The following is a 17,085-nucleotide window of genomic DNA, read 5'->3' on the forward strand; positions in this document are numbered from 1 at the left end:
GAAGTTTTGGAGAGCGTCATGAGCGGTGAAAGCGAACAATTCAAAGAAGGTCTGGCCGTCCGTCGCGACGTTCTGGGCAAGGATTATGTCGACGGCAGCATCGCCAAGGCCGATGACTTCATGATGGCGTTTCAAGAGATCACCACCGAATGGTGCTGGGGCTACGCCTGGACCCGGCCGGGCCTCGACCGCAAGACCCGCAGCATGCTCAACCTCGCCATGCTGACGGCGCTGAAGGCGCCGAACGAGATCAAGCTCCATGTCAAAGGCGCGCTGACAAACGGCGTGACCGTGGATGAGATCAAGGAAGTGCTGCTGCACGCCACTGTCTACAGCGGCATTCCGGCGGGCCTTGAGGCGTTCAAGGCGGCGCACGAAGTGCTCAAGGCCGAAGGCGCGCTGGAGAAGAAGTAGTTCCTCTCGTCATTGCGAGCGAAGCGAAGCAATCCACAGCATCAGGCAAAAGCTGGATTGCTTCGTCGCTGCGCTCCTCGCAATGACAGTGGTCGCTCACACTCCCAGATAAACCTGCTGGATGTACTTGTCGCCAGCGATTTCCTTGGCCGTGCCCTCGCGGATGGTGCGGCCGTGTTCGAGCACATAGACGCGGTCCGTGATCTTCAGCGTCGAGGTCGCGTCCTGCTCCACGATCAGGATCGCGGTGCCGTCTTTCCTGATCTGCTGGATCGAATCGAAGATCAGGCCTTTCAGCCGCGGTGCGATGCCGACCGACGGCTCATCGAGCAGCAGCAGTTCCGGCCGCCCCATCAGTGCGCGGCCGATGGCCACCATCTGCTGTTCGCCGCCGGAGAGCGTGCTGGATTGCTGCCATTGCCGCTCGCGCAGCACCGGAAACAGCGTGAAGACGCGTTCGAGGTCGGCGTTGATCTCGGCCTTGTTGCTGCGGAGATAGGCGCCGAGCTGAAGGTTCTTCAGCACCGACAGTTCCGAGAACAGCTTGCGGCCTTCGGGACAATGGCAGATGCCGCGCGCGACCACATCGTAAGGCGCGACGCCGTCGAGCGTCCGGTCCTTGAACTTCAGCGTGCCTTGCGAGCCGATGGAGCGTGAGATTGCCTTCAGCAGCGTGGTCTTGCCGGCGCCGTTGGGGCCGAGCACGCCGACCAGTTCGCCCTTTTCGACCTTGATCGAGACGGATTCGATGGCAAGCGCCTTGCCGTAGCTGACACGCAGGTCGGAGACTTCAAGCAGAGGCATGTGCATCCTCCGTCTTGCCGATATACGCCTCGATGACTTTCGGGTTCTTCACGATGTCCTCGGGCGGCCCGACGGCGATGATCTCGCCGAAATTCATCGCGATGACGCGCGACACCAGCGCCATGAATTCGCGCAGCTTGTGCTCGATCAGCAGGATGGTCAGGTTCTCCTCGCGATGCAGACGCTTGATGAGTTGCGCCAGCGGCTCGATCTCGCTGGAGCCGAGGCCGGCGAACGGCTCGTCGAGCAGCAGCAGGTCCGGCCGGGTCGCCAGCGCGCGGGCGATTTCGAGCCGCCGCAGATCGCCGTAGGGAAGCGTCTCGACCGGCTCCAAGCCGCGGCCGCCGAGACCGACCTGTTCGAGCAGGTGGCGCGCGCGCTCTTCCTTGTCATGGTCCTGATGCGCGCGCGGCGACATGCAGGCGACGAGAACATTCTCCAGCAGGTTCATGCCGACGAACGGACGGCAGAGCTGGAAGGTGCGCGCCATGCCGCTGTTGACCACCTTGTAGGGCGCAAGGCCACGCAGCGGTGCGCCGTTGAATGTCACGCTCCCGGAGGTCGGCGCCATAAAACCGGTGAGCATATTGAACAGCGTGGTCTTGCCCGCGCCGTTCGGGCCGAGGATGCCGGTGAGTTCGCCCTTTTGCAGGGTGAAGGTCGCGCCCTTCACGGCGGTGAGGCCGCCGAACCGCTTGGTGACGTCGTTGACTTCGAGCAGCGCCGTCATCGGAAGCGCTCCGTCATCCGGCGCCACAGCGGCGCGACCAGGCCATTGGGAAGGAAGAACAGGATCAGCATCAGCGTGAGGGTATAGATCCACAGGCGATACTCGCCGAAGCCGCGCAGCATCTCGGTGAGCAGCGTGAGCAGGATCGCCGCCACCGCCGCGCCATAGATCGAGCCGATGCCGCCGACGTAACACATGATGATGACGGTGATCGACACCACGACCGAAAACAGCGGCGGGGAGACCTGAAGCTGGTAGTGCGCATAGAGCGCGCCGCCGAGCCCGGCGAAGGCCGCGCTGATCGCCAGCGACGCGATCTTGTAGAACGTCACATTGATGCCTGCCGCCTGACAGGTCGCCTCATCGCCGCGGATGGCGCGGAGCAACAGGCCCCAGTGCGATTGCGCCAGAAGCGCCAGCACGATGACGGTGACCACAAGGATCGCCAGCACGAGCCAGTAGTAGTGAAGCGGATTGCGCATCAGCGGTTCGAGGCCGTAAAGGCCTTCCTCGCCGCCGGTCTGCTCCCAGAAGATCAGACACAGGCGTTGCAGGATGGCGGAGGCCGACAGCATCGCCAGCGCGAAGTAAGGTCCGCGCAGGCGCAATGTCGGAAAGCCGACGATCAGGCTGAATGCGACCGCGATAACGACCGCCGCCGGCAGGCTGTACCATGGGTTCGCAAACCAGATCGTCGCGAGGAAGCCCGCGGTATAGGCGCCCGCGCCGATAAAGAGTGAGTGGCCGAAGTTCTCGCGGCCGGTGAGGCCCGACATGAAATCCCAGCTCGAGGCCCAGATGCCGTAGATGACGCAGACGGTGAGCACGCCGGTGAGATAGTTGCTTGCCGCGAACACCGGGGCCAGCGCCAGAATGGCGACGACCACGATGCCGCCGGCGATATCGATCAGTGAAACCTGCCGCATGTCAGAACGCCGCCCGCCGCCCGAGAATGCCGGACGGTCTGATCATGAGGGTGATGACGACTGCGACCAGCGAGACCAGTTCGGTCCAGGATGTCGAAATCAGATAGGCCACGATAGTCTCCGAATAACCGAGGATCAGCGAGGCGATGATGCTGCCGGGGATCGAGCCGAGGCCGCCGACGATGACGATGGCGAAGGCTTTCACCATCGGCAGCAGGCCCATGGTCGGCTGCACCGTAAGGAACGGTGAGACCAGCACGCCGGCGAATGCGGCGGTGCCTGCGGAAATCGCCATCACGATGGAGAAGATGCGGTTGGTGGGGATGCCCATGTATTGCGCGGCTTCCGGATCCTGCGACACCGCCAGAATGGCCGCGCCGAGCCGCGTGCGCTGAATAAACAGCCAGAGCAGCAGCAGCACCAGAACGCTCATGACCAGCGCGAGAAGCCGTTGTCCGCCGATGTCGACGCCGCCGATCGAAATCTTGTCGGCTACGAAGGAGGGAACGTTGCGGTATTCGGAGCCAAAGGTGATGAACAGCGCCTGTTCGACGGCCAGCGAGACCGCCAGCGTGATCATCAGCACGGCGAGCTGCGATGCGCGCAGCGGCCGGACCAGGAAGCGCTCCATCAGCACGCCGAAGCCTGCAACCAGCAGAACGGCCAGTGGCGCCGCGATGATCAGCGGGAAGTTCAGCAGCGATGTGAAGACGTAGGCTGCATAGGCGCCGAGCGCGTAAAACGAGCCGTGGGCCAGATTGAGGATGCGGGCGACGCCGAAGATGAGCGTGAAGCCCACCGCGAGCAGCGCATAGATTGCGCTGGACACAGCGCCGTAGATCAGGATTTCGAGCATAACCGCCTGCTGGTCTTATTCGTCACAAGAAGGCAAACCTTCGGGGACAGCGGCCGGTAATATCGTTACCGGCTGCTGTTCTCACGACGTCAAGTGCAGTTCAGTTCATCCAGGGCGGAGGGATCATCTTTCCCGTTTCGGACGCCTTCGGCCACACGACGATGCGTGCGCCGTCCTTCTGCCATTGCGCGAACAGCAGGTTTTGCAGGCCGGGTCCGGTCTTCACATCATGGACCTCGTCGAACTGGATTTTGCCGGCGATGCCGACATAGTCCGTCTTCTCGAGTTCCTTGATCACCGCATTCGGCTCGACCGAGTTGGCGCGCTTCACGGCCTCCGCGTAGACGTAGATCGCATCGTAAGCGCCGACGCCGGTATAGACCGGGGCGGTGCCGAAGCGTTTGACGAACTCATCCCAGAACGGGATCGTCTTCGGCGTCAGTTCGGCGCGGGTCGCGAACAGGCCGACGGTTTCGGACAGGGCCTTGCCGCTCACGCGGGTAAAGAAGTCCGCATCCTGGCTCTTCACATCGATGCCGCCGATCGGAATCGGCACCTGCGCGTCATGCCACTGCTTGACGAAGATGTCCGAGGAGGCGTGCGACAGGATCACGATCAGATACTGCGCACCGCTCGACTTCACCTTTGCGAACAGCGGCGAGAAGTCCGAAGTCGATGTGTCGAAGAATTCGGCCATCGGCACTTCGGTGCCGCCCTCGACCGCGCCCTTCTTCAGGATCGGCACGAGGTCCTGCACCCATTTGGCGTTCTCTCCGACGATGGCGACCTTCTTCAGGCCCATCTCGCCCTTGAGCTTGCCGTTGATGAAGTCAACCAGCGCGCGCGCCTGATGGCCAGCGTGGATCGGGGAGACACGGAAAATGTACTTGTAGTTCTCGTAATCGGCTTTCACCTTCGCGGTGATCGCGGGCGACGCCGCGCCGACACCGAGATAGATCGTCTTCGCATTGGAGATGTGCGGCAACTGGGCCAGCGTCACGCCGCTGGTGTAGCCGCCGATCAGCACATCGACCTTTTCATCGGCGGTGAGCTTCTTGATCGCGGCAATGCCCTGTTCGGGGTTTTCGGTTTCGTCTGCGACAACCATCTCAAGCTTGCGCCCGACGAGTCCGCCTTTGCTGTTGATATCCTCGATCGCCATCTTGATGGCGTTCTGTGTGTCGCGGCCGACCTGAAGCTGGACCGAGGTCGGAACGCCGATCTTGATGGGTTGCTGGGCTGACGCTGAACTTGGAGTGAGAAGGGCGCCGGTGCCGAGAATGCTCGCAGTTGCGAGCAGGCTGAGAAATGACTTCATGCGTTTCTCCCAAATGCATCTGAATTCGTGTTCGATGCTTTTTCTTTGCGGCGCTAGACTGCTGGCCGGACAAGTTCAAGTCAAGCAAAGATCGGATGTTTGCAGCGTGGATCTGTTTGAAACGGATTTCGCTTCAGCGCGGCAGGAACATTGTTGCCACGCGTTAATGTTGCGATGCCGAAATCGCGAGATGCCCACGAATTCATCGTGGCCTGTTTGATTTTTACAAGGCGGTTCGGCGGTAGAGCGTTATGGATTGCGATGCTCGGCCATGAAGCTTTCAAACCGCGGATCGCCGACGTGCGCGATATTGACGCGCATCGCGGGGGTGGCTGGGGTGGCTTCCGGATTGAAGGCCGAACCGGGCGCCAGCAGGATGCTGCGTTCGGCAGCAACGCGCGACAACTGCGTGTCGTAGATATGCGGCGGCAGTTCGCACCACATGTAAAACCCGCCGCGCGGCTGTCCGACCACCGGCAGGCCGAGCCGCGCCAGGCTATCTTTCGCCTGACGGGTGGCAGCTTCGATGCGCCCACTGAGCCGTTTGAGATGTCCGCGATAGCGCCCGCTGGTGATCAGGTCGTAGATGATCTGTTCGATGTAGCCCGAGCTGTTGGCGCGGGTGATCATTTTGAGATCGGCGAGCCGCGCAACGGCACGATCCGCGAGGACGGCCGTCACATCCACAACATGTATCTGTTCCAGGTGAAGACTCCCGCCGAGTCCAAGGCGCCATGGGACTTCTACAAGCTGGTGGAGACGATCCCGGCAAAGGACGCTTTCCGGCCGATCGCCGAGGGCAACTGCCCGATGGTGAAAAAGTAAGGCCGGTTTCCAACGCCGCGCAGGTGCGCCGTGGTTATCGGGGCGTTTAGATCGAGTGTAAATTTCCTCCCGGCGGCCTCCGTACGGGAGGAAATTTCTCTCTTCGAACATGATCTTAGAATGCAACGCCGGTCTGCCTTCGGGGCATGACGCAGGCGCGGTATGTAATTGACCAAAAACGGAAATTCGGCTATTTCACCGGCGTCGTGAATGCTGCCGCCGTCTTCGCCTGCAAGGCAGGCCATCCAGCAAAGTTCATCGGCGAGAAGTTCTGCGTGAGGCGTGACCGCCCGCAAGTCCGGCGATTGTGCGCTCACCGATTGCAAGAGCATGGGTCCGGTTATGAGCAACTTCAATCAGGAAACGGTTCTCAGCGTCCATCATTGGACCGACAACCTTTTCAGCTTCACGACCACGCGTGATTCCTCGTTCCGTTTCCGGAATGGCGAGTTCACCATGATCGGTCTCAAGGTGAATGAGAAGCCGCTGCTGCGCGCGTACAGTGTCGCGAGCGCGAACTACGAGGAGAATCTCGAATTCTTCTCGATCAAGGTGGCTGACGGGCCGCTGACCTCGCGCCTCCAGCATCTGAAGGAGGGCGACCAGATCATCGTCAGCCGCAAGGCGACCGGCACGCTGGTGATCGACAACCTGACCGACGGCCGCAACCTCTATCTGATCGGCACCGGCACTGGCCTCGCTCCGTTCCTCAGCGTCATCAAGGACCCTGAGACCTATGAGCGTTTCGAAAAGGTCGTGTTGCTGCACGGCTGCCGCCATGTCCGCGAACTGGCTTACGGCGAACTGATCACCGAGAAGCTGCCGCAGGACGAAATGATCGGCGAGATGGTGAGCAGCCAGCTCATTTACTATCCGACCGTGACGCGCGATCCGTTCCGCAACCGCGGCCGCATCACCGACCTGATTACCTCCGGCAAGCTGTTTGAAGATATTTCGTTGCCGCCGCTCGATGCGGCGAAGGACCGCGTCATGATGTGCGGCAGCCCGGCGCTGCTGGTCGACACCAAGAAGCTGCTCGAAGAGCGCGGGTTTGTCGAAGGCAACCATGGCGAGCCGGCGGACTTCGTGGTCGAGAAGGCGTTCGCCGAGCGTTGATCACACGGATCGCTTCAAATGAAAATGCCGCTGGCGATGCCGGCGGCTTTTTTTTGTTTAGGAAGACTCGTCATTGCGAGGAGCGTTCGCGACGAAGCAATCCACTCTTCTCAAAATGGATTGCTTCGCTTCGCTCGCAATGACGGAGGGATTACTCCGCAGCTTCTGAAACCTCGTCCGGCAGACGCGGTGGCGGGGGCTGCTGTTTCGAGCGGCCAACCTGCGAGAACAGGTGCGCGAGCTTGTCGAGGTAGAGATAGACGATCGGCGTCGTGAACAGTGTCAGCGCCTGGCTGACCACCAGACCGCCGACCATGGCATAACCCAGCGGTTGTCTGATTTCGGAGCCCGTTCCGGTGCCGAGCATCAGCGGCACGCCGCCGAGCAGCGCCGCCATTGTGGTCATCATGATCGGGCGGAAGCGGATCAGGGCGGCCTTGCGGATCGCGTCTTCCGGCGACAGGCCCTCATCGCGCTCTGCGACGATGGCAAAGTCCACCAGCATGATGCCGTTCTTCTTCACGATGCCGATCAGCAGCACGATGCCGATCAGGCCGATCAGGCTGAAGTCGAACCCGAACAGCATCAGCATCGCCAGCGCGCCGACGCCGGCCGAGGGCAGGGTGGAGATGATCGTGAGAGGATGGATGTAGCTTTCGTAAAGAATGCCGAGGATCAGATAGACGACGATGAGCGCCGCAATGATCAGCAGCGGAACGGTGCCGAGCGATTGCTGGAACGCCTGCGCGGTGCCCTGGAAGCTGCCATTGACGGTGGGCGGCACGCCAAGTTCCGCGACGGCGTTCTGGATTGCGTCGGTGGCCTGACCCAGCGCTGCGCCTTGTGCGAGGTTGAAGCTGATCGTTGTCGCCGGGAATTGCCCCTGGTGGCTGATCGAGAGCGGACGGACCGGGACTGTCGTCCATTTGACGAAAGCCGACAGCGGCACCTGGTCGCCCGTGGTCGGCGATTTGATGTAGATATTATCAAGTGACTTGGTGTCGCCTTGCAGTTCCGGCAGGATTTCCAGAATGACGTGGTAGCTGTTCACCTGCGTGAAGTATTGCGCGACCTGCCGCTGACCGAAGGCATCGTTCAATGTGTCGTCGATCAGTTGCGGCTGGATGCCGTAGCGCGAGGCGGTGTCGCGGTCGATGGTCAGGGTCAGGGTGGTGCCGTTGGTCTGCTGATCCGTGGCGACGTCACGCAGTTGGGGCAGGGTCTTCAGTTTTTCGAGGATCTTGGGCGCCCAGGTGTTCAGCTCGGCAAGATTGGGGTCCTGCAAGGTGTATTCGAACTGGGTGCGGGTGGCGCGGCCGCCAAGGCGGACGTCCTGCGCGGCCTGAAGGAAGACGCGTGCGCCTTCGAGTTTTTCAAATTGCGGCCGCAGCCGCGCGATGATCTGTTGCGCGCTCACGTCGCGCTCGTTGCGCGGCTTGAGCGTAATGAACATGCGTCCGTTGTTGAGGGCGCTGCCGCCGCCACCGACTGCCATGGCGATCGAGGCGACGGCGGGATCCTTCTGGACGATCCCGCCGATCTGGGCCTGAAGGCGGGACATTTCGGCGAAGGAGATGTCCTGGCCGCCTTCGGTGATGCCGGTGATCAGGCCAGTGTCCTGCTGCGGAAAGAAGCCCTTCGGAATGATGACGAACAGATAGACGGACAGGCCGACAGTCGCGAAGAACACACACAGCGTGGTGAAGCGCCAGCGCATCACGAGGTCGAGGCCCCATTCATATCCCCGGAGCATGGTGTCGAAAAAGCGCTCGCTGAGCTGGTAGAGCCTGCCGTGCTCGGCCTCGCGGCTATGCGGTTTGAGGAAGCGCGACGCCATCATCGGCGTCAGCGTCAACGAGACAACCAGCGACACGAAAATGGCCATCGCCAGCGTGACGGCGAATTCGCGGAACAGGCGACCAATGATGCCGCCCATCAGAAGCAGGGGTATCAACACCGCGACCAGCGAGATGCTGATCGAAACGATCGTAAATCCGATTTCGCTGGCGCCTTTCAGGGCGGCCGCAAACGGGTCTTCACCCTGTTCGATATAGCGGCTGATGTTCTCGAGCATGACGATGGCGTCGTCGACCACGAATCCGACCGAAATCGTCAGCGCCATCAGCGAGAGGTTGTCGAGCGAATAGCCGAACACCCACATCAGGGCGCAGGCGCCCAGCAAGGCAAGGGGAACCGTGATGCTCGGAATGACGGTCGCCCAGACATTTCGCAGGAAAACGAAGATCACCATCACCACAAGGGCGATCGTGAGCAGAAGGGTGAACTGCACATCCTCGACGGCGGCACGAATGGTTTGCGTGCGGTCGCTCAGGACCTCGACCTTGACCGTCGGCGGAATGGCCGCGATCAGCCGCGGCAACTGCGCCTTGATCTTGTCCACCGTGTCGATGACGTTGGCGCCGGGTTGCTTGAACACGACGAGGAAAACGCCGCGCTGGCCGTTCGCCCATGCGGCCTGTTTGGCGTCTTCGGGCCCGGACACGGCCTGGCCGATGTCGCGAATGCGCAACGGCCCGCCATTGCGGTAGGCGATGATGACGTCGTTCCAGTCCTTGGATTTCGGCAACTGGTCGTTGGCGTAGATGGTGTAGCTGCGCGTCTTGCCGTCGATATTGCCCTTCGGATTATCGACGGTTGTGATCGCGATCTGGCTGCGGACGTCCTCCAGTTGCACGCCCTTTGCGACCAGCTTTGCGGGATCGATCTGGATACGGATGGCCGGCTTCTGCTGACCGCCGATGGTGACCTGTGCGACGCCGGAAATCTGGCTCATCTGCTGGGCCAGTTGCGTATCGGCATAGTCGTTGACGTCGATCAGCGGCAGCGTCTCGGAGGTCACCGACAGGATCATGATCGGCGAATCCGCCGGGTTGACCTTGCGATAGGTCGGCGGGCTCGGGAGCGTTTTCGGCAACTGGCCGCCAGCGGCGTTGATGGCGCCCTGAACGTCGTTGGCCGCGCCGTCGATGCTGCGGTTGAGATCGAACTGGATGGTGATGGACGTCGAACCCAGCGAACTGGTCGACGTCATCTGCGCGACGCCCGGAATCTGCGCAAACTGCCGTTCCAGCGGCTGCGCAACCGAGGATGCCATGGTCTCCGGGCTGGCGCCGGGCAGGCTGGCCGAAATCTGGATGGTCGGAAAGTCGACCTGCGGCAGCGGCGCGACCGGCAACAGCGGGTAAGCAACCAGACCGACAAAAAGAATGCCGGCCATCAGCAGCGATGTTGCGATCGGATAGCGGATAAACGGACCGGAGATGCCGTCGCTCATGTCAATCCGCCTTCGCCGAAGTTTGGTCCGAGCTTGCGACATTCACCGTCAAGGCCGAGCCCGGCTGGACGCGATACTGTCCGGCCGTGACGACCTGTTCGCCGGCCGTGACGCCGCTATCGACGAGCGTTTTGCCGTCAGTGGATGGCCCTATCTTGATCTTGCGCAGGCCGGCCTTGTTGCCATCGGTCACGACATAAACGTAAAGGCCATCGTTGCCATGCTGAACGGCATCGTCCGGCATCACCGTCGCATCCTTGATCGTATTGACGAGAAGGCGTGTCGATACTGACAGGCCGGGCCATAACGCATGATCCTTGTTATCGAACGTCGCCTTGAGCCGGATGGTGCCGCTGGTGCTGTCCACCTGGTTGTTCATCAGCGAGAGAACGCCTTGTGACAGAACCTTGCGTCCGTCGGTGGTCAGCGCGGTGACTTTCGTTTCGCCACGGCGAAGCGCACCGGCGATATCGGGAAGCTGTTCTTCGGGCGCGGTGAAGATCACCGAGATCGGCTCGACCTGCGCGATGGTGACGATCCCGGTCTGTGTCGCGGCGTTGACGATATTGCCGACATCGACCTGACGGATGCCGGTGATGCCGGAAATCGGTGCGCGGATGCTGGCGTAATCAAGCTGTGTCTGGGCGTTGAAGATCGCGGCCTGATCTGCGGCGATCTGCGCCTTGAGCTGTTCGACATTCGCGGTCTGCGTATCGACCGTTTGCTTGGTGGCGAATTCGCCCAGCTTGGTGGAGCGTGCAAGATCGCGCTGCGCGTTGGCGAGGTTAGCCTCGTCCTGGGTTTTCTTCGCGTTGGCCTGATCGAGCGCGGCCTGGAAGGGACGGGGATCGATCTGTGCGATCAGATCGCCTTCCTTGACGAACTGTCCTTCCTTGAAGGCGATCTGGTTGATCTGGCCATCGACGCGCGTCCGCACGGTCACGGTGTTGAAGCCCTGCACCGTTCCGAGCCCGGTGAGATAAACCGGAAAGTCTACTTTCGTGACGCTGGCGACGGTGACCGGAACCGATGGAGGCGCGGCGGGTTTTGCAACATTCGCATTCTGCTGACGAGGCCAGCCGAACCAGACGCCTCCAATCAGGAGTAATGCTGCGAGAACGTACGCCCACACTGGAATGCGACGCCTTGTCATATCAGATCCCGATTGCTTTTTCCGCCGGCCTGCCTCTATCATAAACTAATAAGCCTGCACTTAGTATGCAGGCGCATCATTAATTATTGGCAAGGTTCGATGTCGCGCTCCGTCCAGTGGCTCGATCTGAAACGGCAACTGGTGGCGCAACTGGTTGAGACGTCGCGCCTCCTGCGTAACCACATCGATCAGCGGGCGAAGGACCGTGGAACCACCCGTGCGCAGTGGATTGTGCTGTTCCGATTGCGGCAGCAGGAAGGACTGATGCAGGTCGATCTCGCAGATGTGCTTGAGCTTCAGCCGATTTCGCTTGTGCGGCTGCTCGATAGACTGGTTGAGCAAAAATTGCTTGAACGCAGGGTCGATCCAAATGACCGCCGCGCCAACCGGCTGTTTCTGACTGCCAAAGGACGGCGGCTGGTGGACGATCTCGACAGTCTGCGGGACGACATCGCCACCGATGTGCTCCACGACATCCCGAAAGCTGCCCTTGAATCAACGCTGGAAACGCTAGTCGAGATGAAGGCGCGGATCAAGGAGACAGCCGGGGACACGGAGGCCACCGAGCCACCCAGGGCGAAGGGCGTCCGCGCAAGGTCCTGATTTCGCAAAAGGCGAAACGGCGGCAAACCCGGATGCAAAAGGCGAAACGGTGTCTGGCGTTTTCGCTCAGGACTCAACCAGCGCGTCGCGCAGATTTTTCTTCATCACCTTGCCGTTGGCGTTACGTGGCAGCGGATCGGTGCTGATCGCGATAGTCTCGGGGACTTTGTAGTCAGACAGACGCTCGGCGCACCACGCACGCAGGGTGGGCTGGTCGATGTTCGAGCGCACGACCACGACGGCGTGAACGCGCTCGCCGAGCACCGGACACGGCCGCGCGACGATGGCGCTTTCCACCACGTCGGGATGACTGGCGAGAACCGACTCGACCTCGGCGGAATAGATCTTCAGGCCACCGCGGTTGATCATGTCCTTCTGCCGGTCGAACACGCGAACAAAATTCTGCTCGTCGATCGATCCGAGATCGCCCGAATGCCAGTAGCCGGCGGTGAAACTTTCCGCCGTCGCGCGCGGGTTATTCCAGTAACCCTTGATGACCGAGCCGCTGTGAATCCAGATTTCGCCGATCTCGCCGCGCGGCAGTTCGCGTCCGGTCGCGTCGACAACGATAATGTGCGCGCCGGGACAGGGCAGGCCGACGCTGTCGCTGTGGCTCGCGGTGAATGCCGGCGGCATGATCGTCGATGGCGATGACGTTTCGGTCGAGCCGTAGGCGTTGACGAGGTTCAGTCCGGGAAGCTTTTGCGCCAGCTTCTCGATGGTCGCGACCGGCATCGGCGCGCCGCCATAGCCGCCGATGCGCCAAGCGGAAAGATCGTAGCTATCGAAGTCCGCCTGCAACAGGCAGAGATTGTACATCGCAGGCACCATCACGGTCTGCGTAACGCGTTCGCGCGCTGCGATCTTGAGGTATTCCGCGGCCTTGAATTCCGCAACGATGATGAGCGCACCGGCGCAGCGGGCCATGGCCATGATGTTGGCGGCAATGCCGGTGACATGCGCCAGTGGAACGGCCGCAATCGAACGGTCGGCTGGTGTCAGTTCGAGGCAGGCCTCGTAGATCATCGCCGAATGGATCAGATTGCAGTGGGCGAGCATCGCGCCCTTCGGCTTGCCCGTGGTGCCCGATGTATAGAGAATCATCGCGGTGTCTTGTTCGCCGACAGCCACCGGTACTTGCGACGTCTCAGTCGCGATCAGATCCTGAAACGCCAGCGAGCCGTCGGTTACGCCGATCGAGACGCGGTGAAGCAGGGTTGGAATCTCGTTGGGATCGGGCAGCCGGTCCGCCATTCCGTCTTCATGGATAATCAGCGCCGCGCCGCAGTCTGCCAGAACATAGGCAATCTCGGGCTTCTGCTGCCGCGTGCTCAGCATCACGCTGACGAGACCCAGATGCGCCGCGCCATAAAGCGCGAGCACGAACTCGATGCGGTTTCCGAGCAGGAGCGCGATACGGTCACCGGGCTTCAACCCGATCTCCTTGAAGCCGGCTGCGACCTGCGCGGATTTCTGCGCGACCTCGCGCCATGTCATCCGTTCATCGCCGCAGACCAGCGCCTCGCCATCCGGATTGCGCGCTGCGGCTTCAGCGACCATGTCCCAGATGTTCGCCGGGCGGCTCTCGAAGGCGGGCACGATACGGTCGCCGAAGCGGGTTTCCAGCCGCATTGCCGGAATCGGGTATTTCGACCAGTCCATGGATTTAAGCTACCTGTCCTGATCGGCGCGTCAGGTTGAAAAATTAGCCCCGCGCTCGATCACAAATTCTGCATCGAACAAACTATGCGAATGATTCAAATCGGATTGCGACATCAACACAGTTAAACCCTTGCCCTTGAGCGAGGCAAGCACGTCGGAGATTCTCTCGGACAGGGCAGGTGCGATTCCTTCGAATGGCTCGTCGAGCAGCAGGCACCTGGTTCCAATGCCCAGCGCGCGGCCCAGCGCCACCAGCTTCTGTTGCCCGCCGCTGAGCAGCAGCGCCTTGCGATCGCGCATGGCGACGAGCTCGCCGATCACCTCGTAGACGAAATCCAGCCGCGCCTTGCGGTCGACATCCTTCGCGACCCACAGCGGCAGAAGAATATTCTCCTCCACCGTCAGTTGCGGCACCAGACCGCGGTCTTCCGGCATGTAGCCGATGCCGAGACCCGCGCGGGCGTGACGCGGCAAGGCCGCCAGATCCTCGCCGCCGAAACGGATCGTGCCGCGCTTCGGTGTGAGATGACCCATGATCGAGCGCATCAGGGTGGTCTTGCCGGCGCCGTTGCGGCCGACCAGGCTGACCATGCCGCCCTCTGTGAGATGCATGGTGAAGCCGCGCAGCGCTGGCATCGACTGGATTTCGACCGCGAGATTGTCGATCTCGAGCAGGGAGCGGGAAGCGGTCATTTTGCGCCTCCTGTCACATAACGGCGGACTTCATTGTCTTTCAGCACCGTTGACGGCTCGCCGTCGGCCAGGATGCGGCCGTTGTAGAAGGCGACGACACGGTCGGCATATTTGCTGACGATATCCATGTCATGTTCGACGAAGACGATGGTGGCGGCCTCTTCCGAGACGGCGTTGATGACGCGGTCCATGGTGGCGAATTTCTCTTCGGCCGAAACGCCGGAGGTCGGCTCGTCCAGCAGCAGCAGTTTCGGACGCCGCGCCAGCGCCATGGCGATGTCGACCAGTTTGCGGACGCCGCCGGCCAGTTCGGACACCGGCCGATCGGCGTGCCCCTTGAGACCGAAGCGATCCAGCAACGCCAGCGCTTTGTCATGCCGATCGCCGGCTTCCGCCGGAACCGTCAACGACAGCCGTCCGCCTGCGGCGCTGGAAACCGCGACAGTGAGGTTTTCGGCAGCAGTCAGTTCGATGAAAAGCTGCGGGATCTGGAACGAGCGCGAGATTCCGAGCCTGGCGACATCGCGCGGCGAACGCCGGCCGATCGGCGAGCCGTCGAGTTCGATCGCCCCGCTGTCGGGCTTCATGTAGCCCGTCACCATGTTGACGAAGGTGGTCTTGCCGGCGCCGTTCGCGCCGATCAGGCAGAGCTTTTGACCGGCGGGGATATCGATGCTGACATTGTCGGCGGCGACCACCGCGCCGAAACGCTTCTGGAGTCCGCGCACGGAGAGGACGGGCTTCATGACGCCGATCCTTTCTCGGCGATGGCCGCGTCCGGTCGCGGTTCGGACACTTTACGTTTTTTCCCGCTCCAGAGCGAGCCGATGCCCCGCGGCAGGAACAGGATGACCGCCAGCAGGAACACGCCAAGCACGAGCTGCCATGTGTTCGGAAGGTAGAGGTTCGAGAACGAGCGCACCAGTTCGAGGGCGAGCGCTGACACGAATACCGCCGCGACGCTCTGCGTTCCGGCAAGGACGGCGACGAAGACGAATTCGCCGGACGTGGTCCAGTAGGCAAATTCAGGATCGATATGCCGCTGCGCCATCAGAGCGAGCGCGCCGCTGGCGCCTGCGAAGGTCGCGGCGATCACGAAGTTGATGGTGACGATGCGGTTCGCCGAGGTGCCGAGATACTCGACACGAAGGTTGTTTTCGCGCACCGCAAGGCTTGTCAGCCCGAACTGCGAGCGGAACAGGATGGTCGCGAAGATGCCCGCAAGGCCAGTGGCGACGATCGACACCGCATAAAGCATGAAGTCTGCCTCGCGCGGATCGTTGAACACCGCGCCGAACAGGGTGGGGCGGCCGACATTGAAGCCGTCCGACCCGCCGAGAATGGTTGTCTTGACCAACGCGCCGTAAAGCACCATCGACAGCGCCAGCGTCAGCATGCCGAAGAAGATGCCGGTGTAACGCGCAATCAGCGGGCCGATGATCAGGCCAAGCAGGCCCCCGAACACCGCGCCGATCAGCACCTGCGCGACGGCGTCTGTGACGCCGAAGGTGATGGCGATCAGCGCGACGCCATAGCCGCCGCCGGCATAGAACAGGCCCTGTCCGAATGAGACGTTGCCTGTCCGCGCAAGCACCACGATGCCGAGCGCGACAAGCGCCTTGGAGGCAGCGACGGTCGCGAGCGACAGCGTCCATGCCGGAATGATGCGGCCGAACAGCACGGCGAGAACGACAACGCCCAGAAGAGCGAGAGGGTGCGTGGCGTACTTCATCAGATGCGCCTCGCGACTTCACGGCGGAACAGACCTTCCGGCCTGAACATCAGCACCGCGGCCATGATAAGATAGATCATGAACAGCTCGGCCTGCGGCAGCAGGTGGACCGAGGCGGCCCGCGCCATGCCGACGAGGATGGCGCCGACGGCGGCGCCTTCGATGCTGCCGAGGCCGCCGATCACCACGATGGCGAAACTCAGGATGATAATCTCCGAGCTCAATCCGGGCTGAACCGAAATCTTCGGCGCAGTCAGGCCGCCGGCCAGCGCCGCGAGCATGACGCCAAAGGCAAAGGCCAGCGCGTAGACGCGATTGATCTTCACGCCCATGCTCGCGCTCATTTCGGCGTTATGGATCACGGCGGTGACGATCTTTCCGGTGGTGGTGCGGTTGAGGGCGAACCACACCGCGAAACCGATCACAGCCGAAAACGGGATCAGCATGAGATCGTAGCCGACGTAGAACAACCCGGCGAACTCGGCATTGCCGAACAGTTCATAGGGCTGGTTCGCATAGATCGGATTGACGCCCCAGATCAGTTTGGTCGCGTCCTCAAAAATCAGAAATACCGCGTAGGTCACCAGCAGCAGCACGACTTCATCGCGGCCATAGAAAAGTTTGATGAGCCCGCGCTCCATCAGGAGGCCGATGACTGCGGCGATAGCGGCCACCGACACCAGCATCAGGACAAAGCCGAGCCCCGGCGGCACCTTGTGCGCCGCGGCCATCGTGACGACGGTCGCGGCGAGATAGGCGCCGAGCGCGTAGAAGCCGCCATGCGCGATGTTGAGAATCTTGAGCACGCCGAAAACGAGGGTCAGGCCCAGCGCCACAATAAAGAGCCATGATGCCTGGATCAGGCCGTCGAGGATGACCGTAAGAAACGTATTCATGAACGTGATTCAGGCCGGAGTTGCAGCGAAGAGATAGACGGCGCGAGATTCACATCGTCGCG

Annotated in this window: 16 protein-coding genes and 1 pseudogene; 4 read left to right on the top strand and 13 right to left on the bottom strand. The window is 61.7% G+C overall.

Annotation, left to right across the window (positions count from 1 at the left end):
* The first annotated feature begins 18 nt into the window (after positions 1 to 18).
* Positions 19 to 414 carry a carboxymuconolactone decarboxylase family protein gene (locus ACP7AL_RS17880; RefSeq protein WP_425993322.1) on the top strand — a complete coding sequence of 132 codons (396 nt, stop codon included), beginning with the start codon at positions 19 to 21 and terminating at the stop codon, positions 412 to 414.
* Between the two features lie 96 nt (positions 415 to 510).
* Here ACP7AL_RS17880 and ACP7AL_RS17885 read toward each other — a convergent pair whose 3' ends face one another.
* From ACP7AL_RS17885 to ACP7AL_RS17910, 6 genes are all read right to left on the bottom strand, one after another.
* A complete protein-coding gene (locus ACP7AL_RS17885; protein ID WP_024920693.1) occupies positions 511 to 1,218 on the bottom strand; it encodes an ABC transporter ATP-binding protein in 708 nt (235 codons plus the stop codon).
* On the bottom strand, positions 1,205 to 1,948 hold the full coding sequence (locus ACP7AL_RS17890; protein WP_024920692.1) for an ABC transporter ATP-binding protein: 744 nt from the start codon (positions 1,946 to 1,948) through the stop codon (positions 1,205 to 1,207). Before ACP7AL_RS17890 ends, ACP7AL_RS17885 begins: the two co-directional genes overlap by 14 nt.
* On the bottom strand, positions 1,945 to 2,874 hold the full coding sequence (locus ACP7AL_RS17895; protein ID WP_425993323.1) for a branched-chain amino acid ABC transporter permease: 930 nt from the start codon (positions 2,872 to 2,874) through the stop codon (positions 1,945 to 1,947). The genes ACP7AL_RS17890 and ACP7AL_RS17895 overlap by 4 nt, the downstream gene beginning before the upstream one ends.
* A 1-nt stretch (position 2,875) precedes the next feature.
* Positions 2,876 to 3,730 (bottom strand): branched-chain amino acid ABC transporter permease, encoded by an 855-nt coding sequence (locus tag ACP7AL_RS17900; protein ID WP_006019625.1) that lies wholly within the window; start codon positions 3,728 to 3,730, stop codon positions 2,876 to 2,878.
* A 100-nt stretch (positions 3,731 to 3,830) separates the two neighbouring features.
* The gene (locus tag ACP7AL_RS17905; RefSeq protein WP_425993324.1) at positions 3,831 to 5,048 is read right to left on the bottom strand and encodes an ABC transporter substrate-binding protein; all 1,218 of its coding nucleotides are present in this window, start codon (positions 5,046 to 5,048) and stop codon (positions 3,831 to 3,833) included.
* 249 nt (positions 5,049 to 5,297) lie between these two features.
* Positions 5,298 to 5,678: an aminotransferase class I/II-fold pyridoxal phosphate-dependent enzyme gene (locus ACP7AL_RS17910; RefSeq protein ID WP_425993325.1), complete on the bottom strand. Its 381-nt coding sequence runs from the start codon at positions 5,676 to 5,678 to the stop codon at positions 5,298 to 5,300.
* Positions 5,679 to 5,702: 24 nt separating this feature from the next.
* Between ACP7AL_RS17910 and ACP7AL_RS17915 the strand changes: the two are divergent.
* Together ACP7AL_RS17915 and ACP7AL_RS17920 are read left to right on the top strand one after the other, a co-directional pair.
* Positions 5,703 to 5,873: pseudogene (locus ACP7AL_RS17915) on the top strand (ABC transporter substrate-binding protein); the annotation flags it as partial.
* Between the two features lie 342 nt (positions 5,874 to 6,215).
* A complete protein-coding gene (locus tag ACP7AL_RS17920) occupies positions 6,216 to 6,989 on the top strand; it encodes a ferredoxin--NADP reductase (RefSeq protein ID WP_425993326.1) in 774 nt (257 codons plus the stop codon).
* Between the two features lie 151 nt (positions 6,990 to 7,140).
* Here the strand turns inward: ACP7AL_RS17920 and ACP7AL_RS17925 are convergent, their stop codons facing one another.
* Together ACP7AL_RS17925 and ACP7AL_RS17930 are read right to left on the bottom strand one after the other, a co-directional pair.
* Positions 7,141 to 10,284, bottom strand: a complete 3,144-nt coding sequence (locus ACP7AL_RS17925; protein WP_425993327.1) for a multidrug efflux RND transporter permease subunit — start codon at positions 10,282 to 10,284, stop codon at positions 7,141 to 7,143.
* 1 nt (position 10,285) lies between these two features.
* A complete protein-coding gene (locus tag ACP7AL_RS17930) occupies positions 10,286 to 11,437 on the bottom strand; it encodes an efflux RND transporter periplasmic adaptor subunit (RefSeq protein ID WP_425993328.1) in 1,152 nt (383 codons plus the stop codon).
* Between the two features lie 99 nt (positions 11,438 to 11,536).
* Between ACP7AL_RS17930 and ACP7AL_RS17935 the strand changes: the two genes are divergently transcribed.
* Complete coding sequence (locus ACP7AL_RS17935) at positions 11,537 to 12,040, top strand: MarR family winged helix-turn-helix transcriptional regulator (protein WP_425993329.1); 504 nt, start codon at positions 11,537 to 11,539, stop codon at positions 12,038 to 12,040.
* Positions 12,041 to 12,106: 66 nt separating this feature from the next.
* On the opposite strand, the gene ACP7AL_RS17940 is transcribed toward ACP7AL_RS17935, so the two are convergent.
* From ACP7AL_RS17940 to ACP7AL_RS17960, 5 genes are read right to left on the bottom strand one after another with little or no spacing between them, the layout of a single operon-like run.
* Positions 12,107 to 13,702: a class I adenylate-forming enzyme family protein gene (locus ACP7AL_RS17940; RefSeq protein ID WP_425993330.1), complete on the bottom strand. Its 1,596-nt coding sequence runs from the start codon at positions 13,700 to 13,702 to the stop codon at positions 12,107 to 12,109.
* Between the two features lie 30 nt (positions 13,703 to 13,732).
* Positions 13,733 to 14,395, bottom strand: coding sequence for an ATP-binding cassette domain-containing protein (locus ACP7AL_RS17945; protein WP_024920682.1), 663 nt, complete (start codon positions 14,393 to 14,395; stop codon positions 13,733 to 13,735).
* The gene (locus tag ACP7AL_RS17950; RefSeq protein ID WP_006019637.1) at positions 14,392 to 15,141 is read right to left on the bottom strand and encodes an ABC transporter ATP-binding protein; all 750 of its coding nucleotides are present in this window, start codon (positions 15,139 to 15,141) and stop codon (positions 14,392 to 14,394) included. Before ACP7AL_RS17950 ends, ACP7AL_RS17945 begins: the two co-directional genes overlap by 4 nt.
* Positions 15,138 to 16,127 (bottom strand): branched-chain amino acid ABC transporter permease, encoded by a 990-nt coding sequence (locus tag ACP7AL_RS17955; protein ID WP_425993331.1) that lies wholly within the window; start codon positions 16,125 to 16,127, stop codon positions 15,138 to 15,140. The genes ACP7AL_RS17950 and ACP7AL_RS17955 overlap by 4 nt, the downstream gene beginning before the upstream one ends.
* Positions 16,127 to 17,023 carry a branched-chain amino acid ABC transporter permease gene (locus ACP7AL_RS17960; RefSeq protein ID WP_024920679.1) on the bottom strand — a complete coding sequence of 299 codons (897 nt, stop codon included), beginning with the start codon at positions 17,021 to 17,023 and terminating at the stop codon, positions 16,127 to 16,129. The genes ACP7AL_RS17955 and ACP7AL_RS17960 overlap by 1 nt, the downstream gene beginning before the upstream one ends.
* Positions 17,024 to 17,085: the final 62 nt, after the last annotated feature.

It is taken from the genome of Afipia sp. DC4300-2b1 (genome assembly GCF_049895725.1).
Classification (GTDB): domain Bacteria; phylum Pseudomonadota; class Alphaproteobacteria; order Rhizobiales; family Xanthobacteraceae; genus Afipia; species Afipia broomeae.

What these genes read in the sequence shown, in the direction of transcription:
- ACP7AL_RS17880 (WP_425993322.1), top strand. Translation starts at nt 19, where the DNA reads ATGAGCGGTGAAAGCGAACAATTCAAAGAAGGTCTGGCCGTCCGTCGC.
- ACP7AL_RS17885 (WP_024920693.1), bottom strand. Translation starts at nt 1,218, where the DNA reads ATGCCTCTGCTTGAAGTCTCCGACCTGCGTGTCAGCTACGGCAAGGCG.
- ACP7AL_RS17890 (WP_024920692.1), bottom strand. Translation starts at nt 1,948, where the DNA reads ATGACGGCGCTGCTCGAAGTCAACGACGTCACCAAGCGGTTCGGCGGC.
- ACP7AL_RS17895 (WP_425993323.1), bottom strand. Translation starts at nt 2,874, where the DNA reads ATGCGGCAGGTTTCACTGATCGATATCGCCGGCGGCATCGTGGTCGTC.
- ACP7AL_RS17900 (WP_006019625.1), bottom strand. Translation starts at nt 3,730, where the DNA reads ATGCTCGAAATCCTGATCTACGGCGCTGTGTCCAGCGCAATCTATGCG.
- ACP7AL_RS17905 (WP_425993324.1), bottom strand. Translation starts at nt 5,048, where the DNA reads ATGAAGTCATTTCTCAGCCTGCTCGCAACTGCGAGCATTCTCGGCACC.
- ACP7AL_RS17910 (WP_425993325.1), bottom strand. Translation starts at nt 5,678, where the DNA reads ATGATCACCCGCGCCAACAGCTCGGGCTACATCGAACAGATCATCTAC.
- ACP7AL_RS17920 (WP_425993326.1), top strand. Translation starts at nt 6,216, where the DNA reads ATGAGCAACTTCAATCAGGAAACGGTTCTCAGCGTCCATCATTGGACC.
- ACP7AL_RS17925 (WP_425993327.1), bottom strand. Translation starts at nt 10,284, where the DNA reads ATGAGCGACGGCATCTCCGGTCCGTTTATCCGCTATCCGATCGCAACA.
- ACP7AL_RS17930 (WP_425993328.1), bottom strand. Translation starts at nt 11,437, where the DNA reads ATGACAAGGCGTCGCATTCCAGTGTGGGCGTACGTTCTCGCAGCATTA.
- ACP7AL_RS17935 (WP_425993329.1), top strand. Translation starts at nt 11,537, where the DNA reads ATGTCGCGCTCCGTCCAGTGGCTCGATCTGAAACGGCAACTGGTGGCG.
- ACP7AL_RS17940 (WP_425993330.1), bottom strand. Translation starts at nt 13,702, where the DNA reads ATGGACTGGTCGAAATACCCGATTCCGGCAATGCGGCTGGAAACCCGC.
- ACP7AL_RS17945 (WP_024920682.1), bottom strand. Translation starts at nt 14,395, where the DNA reads ATGACCGCTTCCCGCTCCCTGCTCGAGATCGACAATCTCGCGGTCGAA.
- ACP7AL_RS17950 (WP_006019637.1), bottom strand. Translation starts at nt 15,141, where the DNA reads ATGAAGCCCGTCCTCTCCGTGCGCGGACTCCAGAAGCGTTTCGGCGCG.
- ACP7AL_RS17955 (WP_425993331.1), bottom strand. Translation starts at nt 16,127, where the DNA reads ATGAAGTACGCCACGCACCCTCTCGCTCTTCTGGGCGTTGTCGTTCTC.
- ACP7AL_RS17960 (WP_024920679.1), bottom strand. Translation starts at nt 17,023, where the DNA reads ATGAATACGTTTCTTACGGTCATCCTCGACGGCCTGATCCAGGCATCA.